Raw genomic sequence first — 14851 nt, forward strand, 5'->3', positions numbered from 1 at the left:
CTTTCGCAGGGCGAAAGATCTCACCGAACCTGATCAAGGGAGACAGTTCATCCATGGCGAAGATCATCTACACGCACACCGACGAGGCCCCGCTGCTCGCCACGTATTCCTTCCTGCCGATCCTGCAGGCGTTCACCGCGACCGCCGACATCGATGTGCAGACGAAAGACATCTCGCTGGCCGGCCGCATCCTGGCCGCGTTCAGCGATCGCCTTCCCGCAGAGCAGCAGGTGGGCGACGCGCTGGCCGAGCTCGGTGCGCTGGCCAAGACGCCTGAGGCCAACATTCTGAAGCTGCCGAACATCTCGGCATCGGTGCCGCAGCTCAAGGCGGCCGTCGCCGAGCTGCAGAGCAAGGGCTTTGACGTGCCAGACTTCCCGGACGAGCCGGCAGACGACGACGAGCGCAGCGTGCGCGCCGTCTACGACAAGATCAAAGGCTCGGCGGTCAACCCCGTGCTTCGTGAGGGAAACTCCGATCGTCGTGTGCCGGTCGCCGTGAAGAACTTCGCGCGCAAGCATCCGCACTCGGTGGCTGAGTGGTCGCCCGAGTCGAAGACTCGCGTGCTCACACTCGGCGATCATGACTTCCGTCACAACGAGCAGTCGGTGGTGCTGCCGAAGGCCGACGATCTCACCGTGCAGCTCGTCGCCGACGACGGCAGTGTCACGGTGCTGAAAGAGTCGATCCCGGTGCTCGAGGGAGAGGTCTTCGACGCGACGTTCCTCAGCGCCAAGGCGCTGGATGACTTCCTCAAAGAGTCCATTCAGCAGGCGAAAGACGCCGGCGTCATCTTCTCAGTGCACCTCAAGGCGACCATGATGAAGGTCTCAGACCCGGTCATCTTCGGTCACGTCGTGCGCGCGTTCTTCCCCGACCTCTTCGAGAAGTACGGTGACGCCCTCGAAGCGGCAGGCATCAGCGCGAACAACGGTCTGGGCGGCGTGATCGCCGGCATCGACTCGCTGCCAGAGGATGTTCGCGAAGGTGTGCGCGAGGCCATAGAGGCCGGCTACCAGAACGGTCCGCGTCTGTCGGCGGTCAACTCTGACAAGGGCATCAGCAATCTGCATGTGCCGAGTGACGTCATCATCGACGCCTCGTTGCCCGCGCTGATCCGCAACGGCGGTCGGCTCTGGGACATGACTGGTGCCGAGGACGACACCTTCGCGGTGATTCCGGACAGCTCCTACGCCGGCGTCTACGAGGCCACCATCGGAGACGCGGTGCGCAACGGCAAATTCGACCCGACGACGGTGGGCAGCGTTCCCAACGTCGGTCTCATGGCGAAGAAGGCAGAAGAGTACGGCAGCCACGACAAGACCTTCGTGATCGATCGACCCGGCGTCGTGCAGGTGCTCGACCAGGCAGGCGAGGCGCTCATCGAGCAGCGCGTCGAGGCCGGCGACATCTGGCGCGGCTGCCAGAGCAAAGACGAGTCGATTCGCGACTGGGTCAAGCTCGCGGTCACGCGTGCGCGTCTGTCCGAAACGCCCGTCGTGTTCTGGCTCGACGACAGCCGTGCCCACGATCGCAACCTCATCGAGAAGGTGCACGCCTACCTCGCCGATCTCGACACCGACGGGCTCGACATCCGTGTGCTCTCGCCGATCGAGGCCACGAAGTTCACGCTGAAGCGCTTCCGCGCGGGCGAAGACACCATCTCGGCCAGCGGCAACGTGCTGCGTGACTACCTGACCGACCTGTTCCCGATTCTGGAGGTCGGCACCAGCGCCAAGACGCTGTCAGTCGTTCCGCTGCTCGCCGGCGGCGGCCTCTTCGAGACCGGTTCCGGCGGTTCGGCCCCCAAACACGTGCAGCAGTTCCTGGCCGAGAACCACCTGCGCTGGGACAGCCTCGGCGAGTACCTCGCCATCAGCGAGAGCCTGCGCTTCCATGCTCGAAAGAGCGACAGCCCGCGCGCGCGGGTGCTGGGCGACGCGCTCGACCAGGCCACCGAGCGCTACCTCAACGAAGATCGCTCGCCGTCGCGCAAGGCCGGAGAGATCGACGACCGTGGCAGCCACTACTACGTGGCTCGCTTCTGGGCTGAGAACCTGGCGCAGCAGACCGACGACGCCGAGCTCGCCGAGCTCTTCGCCCCGGTTGCCAAGGCGCTGTCCGAGGGCGAGCAGCAGATCACCAGCGATCTGCTCGCAGTGCAGGGCAGCCCGGTCGACATCGGCGGCTACTATCGTCCCGACGACGCACTCGCCTCGGCGGCGCTGCGTCCGTCGGCCGCACTGAACGAGATCATCGACTCGATCGGTCGCGCCTGAACGACGCACCTCTCGGTGGCGCACGGCCTGTGACCGGCGCCTGATCTCGCGAGACGCCGGCATCCACGTGCAGAACGTGTGATGCCGGCGTCTTTCGTCTCCGCGGCCCTGCCGCGCAGCCGAGTCCACAGCTCGACGCGCGGCAGATCACTCCGGCAGATGTCGGCGAAAGATGTCGGTCGGCGAACCGAAATGTGCCATTCTGACACGACCACGACCGACATCGTATACACCGGTTGTTTCCCCTCTCGGCACTGTCAGAATGAGTGATGTGCGGCCAAGGACGGTCGCGAGGCTGCCGGGTCAGCTTGGTCCGGCGACAAGCGGAATATAAGGAGCATCATGACGATCTATGCAGCGCCCGGCAGCGAGGGCAGCCTGATCACGTTCCAGGAGAAGTACGACAACTTCATCGGCGGCGCATGGGTGCCGCCGGCAGACGGGGAGTACTTCGACAACATCACTCCGGTCACCGGCAAAGTCTTCACCAAGGTGGCACGCGGCAAGGGCGCCGACGTCGAGAAGGCGCTCGACGCCGCATGGGCGGCGTTCCCGAAGTGGAGCAAGCTCTCGGCAACCCAGCGAGCCGACATCCTGTGGAAGATCGGCGACCGCATCGACGCCAGCCTCGAGAAGCTCGCCGTCGCTGAGACGTGGGACAACGGCAAGCCGGTGCGCGAGACGCTCGCCGCCGACATCCCGCTGGCGGCCGATCACTTCCGTTACTTCGCCGCCGCGATCCGCGCGCAGGAGACCAACACCAACGAGATCGACAGCGACACGGTGGCCTACCACTTCAAAGAGCCGCTGGGCGTCGTCGGTCAGATCATCCCGTGGAACTTCCCGATTCTGATGGCTGCGTGGAAGATCGCTCCCGCTCTTGCAGCGGGAAACACCATCGTGCTGAAGCCCGCAGAGTCGACCCCGGTCTCGCTGCTCGAACTGATCAAGGTCATCGAAGACCTGCTGCCGGCCGGCGTGCTGAACATCGTCAACGGCTTCGGCGCCGAAGCCGGTGCTGCGCTGACGTCGAGCAACCGCATCCGCAAGATCGCGTTCACCGGGTCGACGACGACGGGTCGGTTCATCGCGCAGCAGGCCGCGAACCTGATCATTCCCGCCACGCTCGAGCTGGGCGGCAAGAGCCCGAACATCTTCTTCGAAGACGTCGCCGACAAGAAAGACGACTTCTACGACAAGGCGCTCGAGGGCTTCGCGCTCTTCCAGCTCAACCAGGGCGAGATCTGCACCTGCCCGTCGCGTGCGCTGATCCAGGAGTCGATCGCCGACACGTTCCTGCCCGACGCAGTGGCTCGGGTCGAGAACTCGATTCAGGGCAACCCGCTCGACACGGCCACGCAGGTCGGCGCCCAGGCCAGTGAGGCTCAGCTGAAGAAGATTCTCAGCTACCTCGAGATCGGCAAGCAGGAAGGCGCAGAACTGCTCACCGGCGGTGAGCGCAATGTGCTCGACGGCGATCTTGCGGGCGGCTACTACATCAAGCCGACGATCTTCAAGGGCAACAACAAGCAGCGCATCTTCCAGGAAGAGATCTTCGGGCCGGTCGTCTCAGTGACGACGTTCAAAGACTTCGACGAGGCGCTCGACATCGCAAACGACACGCTCTACGGCCTCGGCTCGGGCGTGTGGAGCCGGAACGGCAACATCGCGTACAAGGCCGGCCGCGGCATCCAGGCCGGTCGCGTCTGGACGAACACCTATCACAACTACCCGGCGGGCGCGGCCTTCGGCGGCTACAAGGAGTCGGGCATCGGTCGTGAGACGCACAAGATGGTGCTCGATGCCTACCAGCAGGTCAAGAACCTCCTGGTGTCGTACAGCGAGAAGCCGCAGGGCTTCTTCTAAACCGACGCACACCACGTGTGACCCTGATCGCTCCGGCGGTCAGGGCAGCATACGGGGGTGACCGCAGGCCGAGTCGCAGCTGTGTCGACTCGGACATCGACGTGACGGGGCGTGCCCGATCGTTCCGATTCGGAGCGGCGGGCCGCCCCGTCATCGTCTTCGATGGCTGGCGCTCGACGTGCGCGTCCGTCACGATGGGAACACCGGCATCTTCGATGCCTTCGACGAAGGAGTCAATCATGAGCCCACGCACTGAGTCAGTCGACGGCACACCGGCCGCACTGCTCGAACAGGCGCTGCACTCGCGAGTCGTGATCACGACCGCGGCTGCGGCGGTGCTGCACACCATCCGTGAGAAGCACGGCGACGTGATCTTCCATCAGTCCGGCGGCTGCTGCGAGGGGTCAGGGCCAGCATGCTTTCGAGTGGGCAGCTACATCGTCTCACCGCTCGACCGACTGCTGGGCTTCGTCCTGGACGGCAGCAGTGCGGATGCCGCGGGCACGCCGGTCTGGATCTCCAGCACGCAGTTCTCGGCGTGGGAGCACACCCAGGTCGTGATCGACGTGGCAGAGGGTGTGGGCCTGGGCGGATTCTCGCTGGAGGGGCCCGAAGGGTACGTCTTTCTGTCTCGCGGGCGCCTCTTCAGCAGCGAGGAGACCGCCGAGCTGGCTCCGGCTCCCACGAAGGCCGAAGTCGACGCAGGGTCTGAGACGCCGAGACCGCTGCCGCCGGTCGATCTCGACGGCGAGTTCGGCTCGGTCTGTCAGCTGCCGACCTTCTGATCAGATGTCTTCGAGGCCGTAGGCGCGCATCTTGCGGTAGAGAGACGACCGCGAGATGCCCAGCGCCTGAGCCGTCGCCGACTTGTTTCGGTTGCACTCGTACAGGTTCTGCACGATCGCATCCCGCTCGATGGCCTCCATGGCGGTGAGCACCATGAGGTCGCTGAGGCTCGCGAAGCGTGGGATGTCGCTGCGCTGCACGGTCTGCCCGGGCTCGAGATTCGAGACCAGCGTCGCGAGCACGTCGTGCAGCTGCTTGAGGTTTCCGGGCCAGCTCGACTGGCTCAGCGCGGCCATGGCGTCGTCAGCGACGCGCAGCGGCTGTCTGTCGCCGGCGAGCACCTGCAGAAACTGCGCGACGATGCCGGGAATGTCGTCTGGGCGATGTCGCAGAGCGGGAATCATCGTGGTGTGCTGAAAGAACGGAAGCAGCTGCGCCGAGGGCATCCGGTCGCTCATGTGCGACGGGTTGTACGTCGCGGCCACCAGCACGTCGGCGGAACGAGTGATCAGGAATTCGGCCAGCGGCTCGATGGTCTCTTGCGGCAGCGAGTGGATGTTGCGCAGAATGAGCAGGTCTGGTCGGCCGGCGAGCAGCTGTGCGAAGCCGCGGCCGCGACGCACGCGACGATACAGGTCTTCGGGCTCGACGATGGTGCTGCGGCCGTCGGGCTTGAGCTGGTGGAAGATCTCGTCGACGGCCGAGGTCTTGCCCGTTCCGGTCTCGCCGACCGCGAGCACCGACTCGCGTCGACGCAGTGCTGCGCCCAGATCGGTGCGAGTCTGCAGCCACAGAGGAGACCGCCCAGAGAGCAGCTGGACGTCTGCGAAGCGACGATAGTTCTCGCCCAGACGCATGGTGCTGCTCGTGCCGGTGTGGCCGATGACCCCGAGCGAGCGACTGGTGCCGATGAACTCGAGCTCGAGCACCAGACCGTCTTGAGCGAGCCCGGACGACATCAGCAGCGTCGGCTTCATCACGCACTCGGCGCCGGTGTGCAGACGAACCTGTCGGCGATCAGCGCTGTGCTGGGTGATCATGCGCAGGGCGGTGCGCTGCAGCATGGCACGGTCTTCGACGTCGAGCGTGAGCGTCGCCCAGGTGTTGCAGATCTCGAAGCCGTCGGCGTAGGCGAGCACCGGTCCGGTTGCCAGCGCGTCGCGATCGCTGAACAGGCGCAGCAGCGGCTGGCGTTCGCTGGTCGTCTCGTCCAGCAGTCGATGCTCGATGCGTCTCTTGGCGATGCTGAGGGTGTGACGCATCAGCTTGGTCGCGAGTTCGTCTCGGGTGGCCTTGGTGGTCATCTCGACGACGCCGATGAGCTGACCGCTGATCGGGTGGCGCAGCGGCAGGCCGACACAGGCGTACTGCTGGAAGGCGTCGTTGAAGTGTTCGGCGCCGATGACGGCCGTGGGCCTGCCCGTCGCGAGCGTCGTGCCGATGCCGTTCGTGCCGACTGACGCCTCGGCGAAAGAGTAGCCGGGCAGCATGTTGATCTCGCTGAGCGAGTCGCGGCCGGAGATGTCGCAGAACGCGGCCGACACGATGTTGCCCGTGGTGTCGGCGACGACGACGCCGGCGCTGACCTCGCTGAGGTCGCCGGCGAGGGTCTGCAGCGCTTCGGTCGAGTGCCGGGCCAATGGTGTCTGAGCCACGCTGCTGATCGGCGTGAGCTGCTGCAGGTCGTGCGCCGAGACATCGGCCTCGCGGCAGCGGCGCCAGGAGTCGGCGATCTCAGGGCGCAGCAGCGCGTCGTCGACGGCGCCGGAGGTGATCAGCCGCTCGCGGGCCCGGACGGCCCCAGAGAGGCCTTTGGGCATGAGAGGCGATGGAACTGACACGGGTGCAGTCTATGCGATGAATCTGTCAGCGAGCGAGGAAGTCTGCGGTCGCCTGGCACGCTGTCGGCGAACGCAGGATTCCGCTGTGCGTGACCCCCGGGAGCAGGCGGATGCGGGCGTTCGGCAGGTTTGCGGCCGCCAGCCGGGCAGCCTGCTCGCGTTCGGCATCCGCACAGCCGGCCAGAAGCAGCGTCGGCATGCGCATCGTGGAGAGCACGTGGGTCGGCACGCCGCGATCTCCGTCGGCCGCGGTCATGTAGGCGGCGAGGGCGAGCGGGTCGTTCATCCGCATGGCCAGAACGGTCGAAGCCGAGAGTGGGCGGCCGAGATGCTGTTCCCAGCGCTCGATGAACAGCTCCATAGACCCCTGTCGCAGCGTCTCGACGATGCCGGGAAAGAAGACCCGGTCGAATGCGCCGGGGGAGTTCTGCGGCGATCCCGCCACGCTCACCATCGTCGAGACTCGTGCGGGGTGGTCTGCAGCGAGTGAGAACATGATGCGACCGCCGAGAGAATAGCCCACGACTGCCGCCTGGGGAATCTGAGCGGCGTCGAGCACATCGCAGACGTCTGTGACGAAGTGGTGCATGTCGTAGGCCGTCGCGTCGTGCGGTCTGCCGCTGCGGCCGTGACCGCGGAGATCCATGGTGAGCACGTCGCGGGCCGGCAGAACCGGGTCGATCCAGCCCATGCCGCGCCAAACGGACTGCGACAGCGCGGTGCCGTGCAGCATGATGACTGGAGCCAGGTCGGTCGCTGCCGTCGCGCTGAAACGGCGGCAGCGCAGTTCGACGCCGTCGAGCGATGAGTGCACGGTGAACGACTGCATGTGTGGAGAGTACCTCATGCGCTCGATCGGCCTTCGGCGGGTCGATATATCATCTCGTGGTTCCGAGGTGAGCCGCTCGCGCTCGGCTTAGACTGCAGACATGAGCACGAACCGAGAGAAGGATCCCGGGCGAAGGGCCCGGAAGGAAGCTGGGCTCGATGCTGATCTCGAACAGATCTGGCAGGATGAGTCCCCGATGACTGCACAGAGCACCGACTTCGCCGACCAAGTCGACGGAGAGCTCGGCACGCGTCGTCGCGCTGGATCGAAGCACAACGATTCGGCTGCCGTCTCTGAGAGCTGACCTGAACTCTCACACCGGTGGTGGTGTCTCACAGCGTGGATGCCGCCACCGGTTCTCTGCGCCCGGCCCCGCTCAGTCGCGTTTGGCGATGGGGGCGTAGCGTGCTCCGGTGACGCTGCAGAGGTCGTCTGGCGTCAGCTCGACGTCAAGCCCACGCTGACCGCCGGAGACCAGCATGGTCTCGATGGAGCGGGCGCCCTCGTCGACGAAGATGGGCAGGCGACTCTTCTGCCCGAGCGGACTGATGCCGCCGACCACATAGCCGGTGCGGCGCTGCGCCAGCTGAGGATCGGCCATGTGGCACCGCTTGACTCCCAACGCGTGCGCCATGGCCTTGAGATCGAGTCGCGCATCCAGGCTCACGACGCCCACGGCGAGATCCTGACTGCGCGATGCAGCACCGTCGATCTCGACGACCAGCGTCTTGAAGATGCGGTCGGCCGGCAGGTCGAGCTTGTCGACGGCTTCGTCACCGAAGTGTCGGTCATCGGGGTCATGCTCGAAGCCGTGCAGCTGATAGGCCACCCCGGCACGGTCGAGGGCACGGGTCGCCGGCGTGGCCGACCCGTGCCCTCTGTGCGCTGCCATCTGTGTCGATCTCTTTCGCGTGTTTCAGCCGGCGATCGACGCCTGGTAGATGCTCTCGATGGCGGCGTCGAGCGTCTGGTTGAACTCGTCGTCGCTCTGCTGCGCCGTGAGACCCTCGGTGAGGGCGCGGCTGAAGCTGGCGATGACTCCCGGATTCTTGGCCAGCAGCGCGTTGGCCTCGTCTCGGCTGTAGCCACCTGAGAGGGCGACGACGCGCACGACGCGGTCGTGGTCGACGAGAGCGGAGTAGAAGCCGGCCTCGGTGGGCAGTGAGAGCTTGAGGGTCACGTTGCGCCCCTCGGGCAGCGCATCGAGGTGCTGCAGAATCTGATCGCGCAGAATCGACTCGGAATCGGCCTTGTCTGCTGCAGTGATGTCGACCTCGGGCTCGATGATCGGCACGAGCCCGGCGTCGAGCACCTGATCGGCCAGCTCGAACTGCTGGTCGACGACGGCGATGATGCCCGACTCGTTGGCCTGTTTGATCAGCGAGCGCTCTTTCGTGCCGAAGACCTCGTTCGCGTTCGCCTTGTCGAGCTGCTGCTGCAGCGTCGGGATCGGCTTGAGCACCTGCACGCCGTCTTTGAGCTCGGCGAGCCCTTTGTCGATCTTCAGGAACGGCACGATGCCCAGCTCGTTCCAGAGATACTTCGCGCTCGGGGCCCCGTTGATCTCACGGTCGACCGTCTGCTCGAAGAGAATCGCGCCGAGCACACGCTCGCTGGTGAAAGCAGGGCTGGTGATGATGCGAGTGCGCAGCTCGTGAATGAGGTCGAACATCTCGGTCTCATTGCGGTACTGCGATTCGTCCACTCCGTAGAGACGCAGCGCCTTGGGCGTGCTGCCTCCGGACTGATCGAGCGCGGCCAGGAAGCCGGCACCGGTCGAGAACCGCTCGTACTGTGCATCGAACACTGATGACATGGTCACCGCTTTCTTTGTTTGGTCAGCAGGGTGCCGTCGTGCGACACGACGAACATTATCTCACGCTGTGGCGAGCTCGGGCAGCGCTGAGCGCAGCTCGCGAGCGGCGGCCTCGGGGTCGTCGGCCTGGGTGATCGCACGTACGACCACGATGCGGTTCGCCCCGGCGTCGAGCACCTGCTCCAGGGTCTCGGCGTTGACGCCGCCGATGGCGAACCATGGCTTGGCATCGCCACGGCTCTGCGTATGCACCTGTCGTACGGCGTCGAGGGTGACCGGGGCCCGACCCGGTTTCGTGGGAGTGCGCCAGACCGGCCCGATGCAGTAATAGTCAGGATCGCCCAGACGCGCCTGCTCGGCCTGCACTCGGGAATGCGTCGACAGGCCGACGAGCGTGCCCTCCGGCAGCAGCGAACGAGCGTCGGCGACGCTGAGGTCGCGCTGCCCGACGTGCAGGATGTCGGCGCCGGTCAGCGTGGCGACGTCGGCTCGGTCGTTGGCGGCGAAGAGTCGCCCATGTCGGCGCGCCGCAGCCGCGAGCAGCTCGAAGTACTCCAGCTCATCACCAGCGTCGAGATGCTTGTCGCGCAGCTGAATGATGTCGACGCCTCCGCGGTAGGCGGCGTCCACGAACTCGTCGAAGTCTCCGGTGCCCAGTCTGGCGTCGGTGCACAGATACAGCTGCGCCTGCTGCAGCATGCTCAGTCGCCATTCTCGGGTGCGAGGTGTGGCGTGCGGGTCGGTGGAGCGGTCAGCGTGCTGAGACTTGACGATCATGCGTCCAGTGTACGAACCGGGCGGTACAATTGCCCCACATGAGCACGGGAGCCGAGAACTCGGCTGAGAGTGCGCGCGATTCACCAGGCCGAAACAGGCCGGTGATCGTGTGCAGACCGTCGACCTGATCCGGATCATACCGGCGTAGGAAGCGAGCAGAATGAACAAGCATGTCATCGTCATCGGTGCCGGCGTCGTCGGCCTGGCGACCGCGTGGCGACTGCATCAGCGCGGTCACGCGGTGACGATCGTCGATCCGGCGCCCGCTTCGGGCGCGAGTCATGCGGCGGCCGGGATGCTCGCCGCCGTGAGTGAGTACGCCTTCGAAGAAGAGAGTCTGCTCGCGCTCTCCGTGCCGGCCGCGCGTCTCTACCCGCAGATCGTCGCCGAGCTGGACCAGGCGACGGTGGTCGGCACCGGCTACCGGTCGACGCCGACCATCGTCGCCACCGCCGACGCCGCCGATCGCGAGCTGCTGCGAAGCCTGCGCGCCCAGCAGCTCGAACTCGGGCTCGACGTGCAGGATCTCACCTCACGAGAGGCCCGTGCGCTTGAGCCGCTGCTCGGCCCGGGCATCAGCGGGGCGTTCCTGGCCCGCGACGACCACCAGATCACCCCGCGACGCCTCGCCGGGGCCTATATATCGGCCCTCGAAGTGTGCGACGACGTGCATGTGGTGCCGGAACGCGCCGTGGAGCTTCTCTGGCGAGACGAGCGGGTGATCGGCGTTCGCCTCGAACCGAGCGAACGTCGAGAAGGGCCAGTCACCCATCGCTTCGACGAACAGCCCGCGTGGCCGTCGAGCGAGGTCGTGGCCGACGTGCCGCCGGCGAGCCCGACCCCGAGCGTGTCGGCGCAACAGGTCATCGAGGCAGACGAAGTCGTGGTGGCCAACGGTTTGGAGAGCCCGAGGCTCGGCGGCCTGCCGCGAGGTCTGGTCTGGCCGATCCGCCCGGTGCACGGCGACGTGCTGCGTCTGCGCACTCCGGAGCAGCTGCGCCCGCTCACCACCCACACGATCCGCGGCCTCGTCCACGGCCGCAGCGTCTACATCGTGCCGCGCGAAGACGGAACGGTCGTGATCGGGGCGACCGAACGCGAAGACGCTCGAGACGCCGTGCTCGCAGGCAGCGTGCTGCAGCTGCTTCGCGACGCCCACGAGCTGCTGCCGGCGGTCGACGACCTCGAACTCATCGAGGCCACTGCTCGTGCCCGCCCCGGCACACCGGACAACGCGCCTCTGCTCGGCCGAGTCGCCGACGGGCTGCTCGCCAACACCGGCACCCACCGCCATGGCATCCTGCTCAGCGCTCAGAACGCCGTCGTGATCTCCGATCTCGTCGACGGCACCGCCGCAGCATCCGACTGGCAGGCGTTCGACCCCTGGCGCTTCTCGTCAGACGATCGATCCGAGACCCCCACAGGAGCATCCGCATGACACAGATCATTCTGAACGGCGAGGCCGTCGAGACCGAGGCCGACTCGGTGCTCGCCCTCGTGGCCGAACGAACCGGCACCCCGCTCGCCGCCGACGGCCGACCCGCCGACGGCTCGCGGCTCGGCGTCGCGGTGGCCGTCGACGAGACGATCGTGCCGCGCGGCCGCTGGGCGCAGACGGTGCTCACACCGCAGGCCCGCATCGAACTCGTGACCGCGAAACAAGGAGGCTGAGATGGCTGACCACGACGATGACGATCTCTTCGAGGTCGCAGGGCGATCGTACCGTTCGCGGCTGATCATGGGCACCGGCGGCGCACCCAGCCTCGACGGGCTGGAACAGGCACTGCTGGCCAGCGGCACCGAGCTGACGACGGTCGCGATGCGACGGCACACCCCTTCGGCTGGGCCGAGCCTGTTCGACATCCTGCGGCGCAACGACATCGAGGTGCTGCCCAACACGGCCGGCTGCTTCACCGCGCGTGAGGCCGTTCTCACCGCTCAGCTTGCGCGCGAGGCGCTCGAGACGAACCTGGTGAAGCTCGAGGTCATCGCCGACGACCAGACGCTGCTGCCCGACGGGCTCGAACTCGCCGACGCCACCGAGCAGCTGGTCAACGACGGGTTCGACGTCATGGTCTACACCAACGACGACCCGATTCTGGCGCGCCATCTCGAGCAGGCCGGTGCCGCGGCGATCATGCCGCTCGGGGCGCCGATCGGCACCGGGCTGGGAATTCTGAACCCGCACAACATCGCGGCGATCACCGCGAACGCCGGAGTACCCGTGGTGCTCGACGCCGGCGTGGGCACGGCCAGCGATGCGGCTCTCGCCATGGAGCTCGGGTGCGACGCGGTGCTGCTCGCCACGGCGGTGACGCGAGCGGAGCATCCGGCGGTCATGGCGCGCGCATTCCGGCACGCGGTCGTGGCTGGGCGGCTCGCCGCTCTCGGCGGGCGCATTCCGAAGAGGGCGGACGCACTGGCGTCGTCTCCTGTCGAAGGCCGGCCCGACCTGTGAGTGGCGTCGATCACATCGCATCGTTCGTCGAGAGGCTCCAGTCTCTCGACGAGCTGCCCGGGCTCACCGACGACGAGCGACGCAGGTACTCCCGCCAGCTCATTCTGCCCGGGGCAGGCGAGGCAGCGCAGCGTCGGCTGAAGGCCGCCCGTGTGCTGGTCATCGGCGCAGGCGGTCTCGGATCGCCGGTGCTGGAGTATCTGGCAGCGGCCGGCGTGGGCACGATCGGTGTCGTCGACGACGACCGGGTCGACGAGTCGAATCTGCAGCGGCAGGTCATTCACGGCGTCGACCGCATCGGCGAGCTCAAAGTGACCTCGGCGGCGCAGACGGTGGCGCGCATCAATCCGCTGGTGAACCTCGAGGCTCATGCCGTGCGGCTTGACCGAGACAATGCGCTGCGCCTGTTCGCCGAGTACGACCTCGTCGTCGACGGTGCCGACAACTTCGCCACCCGCTACCTTGTGGCAGACGCGGCAGAGATCACCGGACGACCGGTGGTCTGGGGATCGATTCTGCGCTATGAGGGACAGGTCAGTGTCTTCGGCATCGACGCGGGCTACCGCGACCTCTTTCCTGAGCCGCCAGAGCCCGGCGAGGTGCCCTCCTGCGCCGAAGGGGGAGTCTTCGGTGTGCTGCCGGGCATGATCGGAACGGTGATGGCCGGTGAGGCGATCAAGCTCATCACCGGCATCGGCGAGCCTCTGGTCAACCGTGTGCAGGTGCTGGACGCGGCAGCGGGCCGATGGCGCGAGCTGCGACTGACGGCCGACCCCGACCGGGCCAGGGTGCACGATCTCGAGGCCGACTACGTCGAGCTCTGCGGCACGCCGGGCACGGCACAGGGAACCAGTGTGACGGCTCTCGATCTGCAGTCGCTGCTGCAGCGACGAGCCGCCGGCGAGATCGACTTCGATCTCATCGATGTGCGAGAACCGGACGAGTTCGACCTCGTGCACATTCCGGGCGCGCGGCTGCTGCCGTTGGCCCGGCTGCAGCACGAGATCCGTGCCCGGGCCTTCGACGTCCCGGCCGGACGCGAGGTCATTCTGGTCTGTAAGACGGGTGCGCGCTCGACGCAGGCGCTCGAAATGCTGCGTGACTCCGGACGCACCAACGTGCGACAGGTGGTGGGCGGCACGATGGGCTGGGTGCAGACGGTCGATCCCTCGCTGCCGCGCTACTGAACCATCTCTGCGCGACTGGCTCGGCGTCGAGCGTCAGCGCAGGTCGACGAAGTGATCGACCGGGCCGTGACCCTGCCCGACGTGCAGAGCGTCGGCGCTGCGCAGCGCCCGGGTGAGCCAGGCCTTGACCGTGATCAGCGCGGTGGGCCAGTCGTCGCCTGCGGCGAGGCGAGTCGCCATGGCCGAAGAGAGCGTGCATCCGGTTCCGTGCGTGCACTCGGTGTCGACGCGCGGAGCGTCGGCTTCGAAGAGCCCGTCGGGCACGGGCGACCCCTCAGGGGCAGACCGGGCGTCGACAAGCGCGTCGTGCACGCGATCGCCGACCAAATGGCCGCCTTTGACGAGCACCACGGTATCGCAGCGTGCGCTGACGAGTCGGGCCTGAGCCACGGCATCCGCCCACGTCTGTGCCTCAGACGCGTCGGCGAGCACCGCGAGCTCAGGAACGTTGGGGGTGATCAGATCGGCACTGCGGCAGAGATCTCGCACGGCCGCCTCGGCGTCTTCGGCGAGCAGGCGGTCGCCGCTGGTGGCCACCATCACCGGGTCGAGCACCACGATCGGCGGCCGCACCTCGTCAAGCCAGGCCTTCACCGTCGTGACGGTGTCGGCGTCGGCCAGCATGCCGATCTTCACGCCGTCGATCTCCACGTCGTCAGACACAGCCTCCAGCTGCTCGCGCAGAAAAGAGACCGGCGGCAGGTGCACCGAGCGCACGCCCCGGGTGTTCTGCGCCACGAGCGCGGTGACGACCGCCATGGCGTAGCCGCCCATCGCCGAGATCGATTTCAGATCGGCCTGCACCCCGGCGCCGCCGGTGGGGTCGGTGCCTGCGATGCTGAGGATGCGCGGCACGCGGATGCTCTTCGGGCGTGATGCGGCATGGTTGACGGTCATTTGGACGATCCCTTCGCTCGTGCTGACGAGAGCAGGTTCGACGGGTCTCTTCTCAGCCCTCGTTCGGGGCACCCCGTGTCACACGCCCAGAGTATACGCCTGCGACCCCCGAGGG

Annotated in this window: 13 protein-coding genes and 2 riboswitches; of the genes, 7 read left to right on the top strand and 6 right to left on the bottom strand. The window is 66.8% G+C overall.

Annotation, left to right across the window (positions count from 1 at the left end; genetic code table 11):
- Positions 1 to 53: 53 nt before the first annotated feature.
- From F8O08_RS04020 to F8O08_RS04030, 3 genes are all read left to right on the top strand, one after another.
- Positions 54 to 2279, top strand: coding sequence for an NADP-dependent isocitrate dehydrogenase (locus tag F8O08_RS04020; RefSeq protein WP_158042600.1), 2226 nt, complete (start codon positions 54 to 56; stop codon positions 2277 to 2279).
- A gap of 342 nt (positions 2280 to 2621) precedes the next feature.
- Positions 2622 to 4145, top strand: coding sequence for an aldehyde dehydrogenase family protein (locus F8O08_RS04025; protein WP_158042601.1), 1524 nt, complete (start codon positions 2622 to 2624; stop codon positions 4143 to 4145).
- 239 nt (positions 4146 to 4384) lie between these two features.
- On the top strand, positions 4385 to 4930 hold the full coding sequence (locus F8O08_RS04030; protein ID WP_158042602.1) for a DUF779 domain-containing protein: 546 nt from the start codon (positions 4385 to 4387) through the stop codon (positions 4928 to 4930).
- Here the strand turns inward: F8O08_RS04030 and F8O08_RS04035 are convergent, their stop codons facing one another.
- The 5 genes from F8O08_RS04035 to thiE form a co-directional block, all read right to left on the bottom strand.
- On the bottom strand, positions 4931 to 6772 hold the full coding sequence (locus tag F8O08_RS04035) for a sigma-54-dependent Fis family transcriptional regulator (RefSeq protein ID WP_158037694.1): 1842 nt from the start codon (positions 6770 to 6772) through the stop codon (positions 4931 to 4933). It abuts the gene before it with no gap.
- 25 nt (positions 6773 to 6797) lie between these two features.
- Entirely contained in the window at positions 6798 to 7601 is an 804-nt protein-coding gene (locus tag F8O08_RS04040; RefSeq protein ID WP_192496837.1) for an alpha/beta fold hydrolase, read from the bottom strand.
- A gap of 376 nt (positions 7602 to 7977) precedes the next feature.
- Positions 7978 to 8493: a Cys-tRNA(Pro) deacylase gene (gene ybaK, locus F8O08_RS04045; RefSeq protein WP_158042603.1), complete on the bottom strand. Its 516-nt coding sequence runs from the start codon at positions 8491 to 8493 to the stop codon at positions 7978 to 7980.
- A gap of 24 nt (positions 8494 to 8517) precedes the next feature.
- Positions 8518 to 9417 carry a fructose bisphosphate aldolase gene (locus tag F8O08_RS04050; protein ID WP_158031827.1) on the bottom strand — a complete coding sequence of 300 codons (900 nt, stop codon included), beginning with the start codon at positions 9415 to 9417 and terminating at the stop codon, positions 8518 to 8520.
- A gap of 60 nt (positions 9418 to 9477) precedes the next feature.
- Complete coding sequence (thiE, locus tag F8O08_RS04055; protein WP_158038201.1) at positions 9478 to 10116, bottom strand: thiamine phosphate synthase; 639 nt, start codon at positions 10114 to 10116, stop codon at positions 9478 to 9480.
- A 112-nt stretch (positions 10117 to 10228) separates the two neighbouring features.
- Positions 10229 to 10362, top strand: a riboswitch (TPP riboswitch).
- On the opposite strand from thiE, the gene F8O08_RS04060 reads away from it, so the two are divergent.
- From F8O08_RS04060 to moeB, 4 genes are all read left to right on the top strand, one after another.
- Complete coding sequence (locus F8O08_RS04060; RefSeq protein ID WP_158042604.1) at positions 10355 to 11632, top strand: FAD-dependent oxidoreductase; 1278 nt, start codon at positions 10355 to 10357, stop codon at positions 11630 to 11632. Its footprint overlaps the riboswitch before it by 8 nt.
- Positions 11629 to 11865 (top strand): sulfur carrier protein ThiS, encoded by a 237-nt coding sequence (gene thiS, locus F8O08_RS04065; protein WP_158037698.1) that lies wholly within the window; start codon positions 11629 to 11631, stop codon positions 11863 to 11865. The genes F8O08_RS04060 and thiS overlap by 4 nt, the downstream gene beginning before the upstream one ends.
- 1 nt (position 11866) lies before the next feature.
- Positions 11867 to 12652 (top strand): thiazole synthase, encoded by a 786-nt coding sequence (locus F8O08_RS04070; protein ID WP_158031187.1) that lies wholly within the window; start codon positions 11867 to 11869, stop codon positions 12650 to 12652.
- On the top strand, positions 12649 to 13839 hold the full coding sequence (moeB, locus tag F8O08_RS04075) for a molybdopterin-synthase adenylyltransferase MoeB (RefSeq protein ID WP_158037699.1): 1191 nt from the start codon (positions 12649 to 12651) through the stop codon (positions 13837 to 13839). The genes F8O08_RS04070 and moeB overlap by 4 nt, the downstream gene beginning before the upstream one ends.
- Positions 13840 to 13872: 33 nt before the next feature.
- Here moeB and thiD read toward each other — a convergent pair whose 3' ends face one another.
- Complete coding sequence (gene thiD, locus F8O08_RS04080; RefSeq protein WP_225733558.1) at positions 13873 to 14736, bottom strand: bifunctional hydroxymethylpyrimidine kinase/phosphomethylpyrimidine kinase; 864 nt, start codon at positions 14734 to 14736, stop codon at positions 13873 to 13875.
- Positions 14727 to 14822: riboswitch (TPP riboswitch) on the bottom strand. (Overlaps the previous gene by 10 nt.)
- Between the last annotated feature and the right edge of the window lie 29 nt (positions 14823 to 14851).

The sequence above is a fragment of the Pseudoclavibacter sp. CFCC 13611 genome (genome assembly GCF_008831225.1).
In the GTDB taxonomy this organism is placed as follows: Bacteria; Actinomycetota; Actinomycetes; order Actinomycetales; family Microbacteriaceae; genus Pseudoclavibacter_A.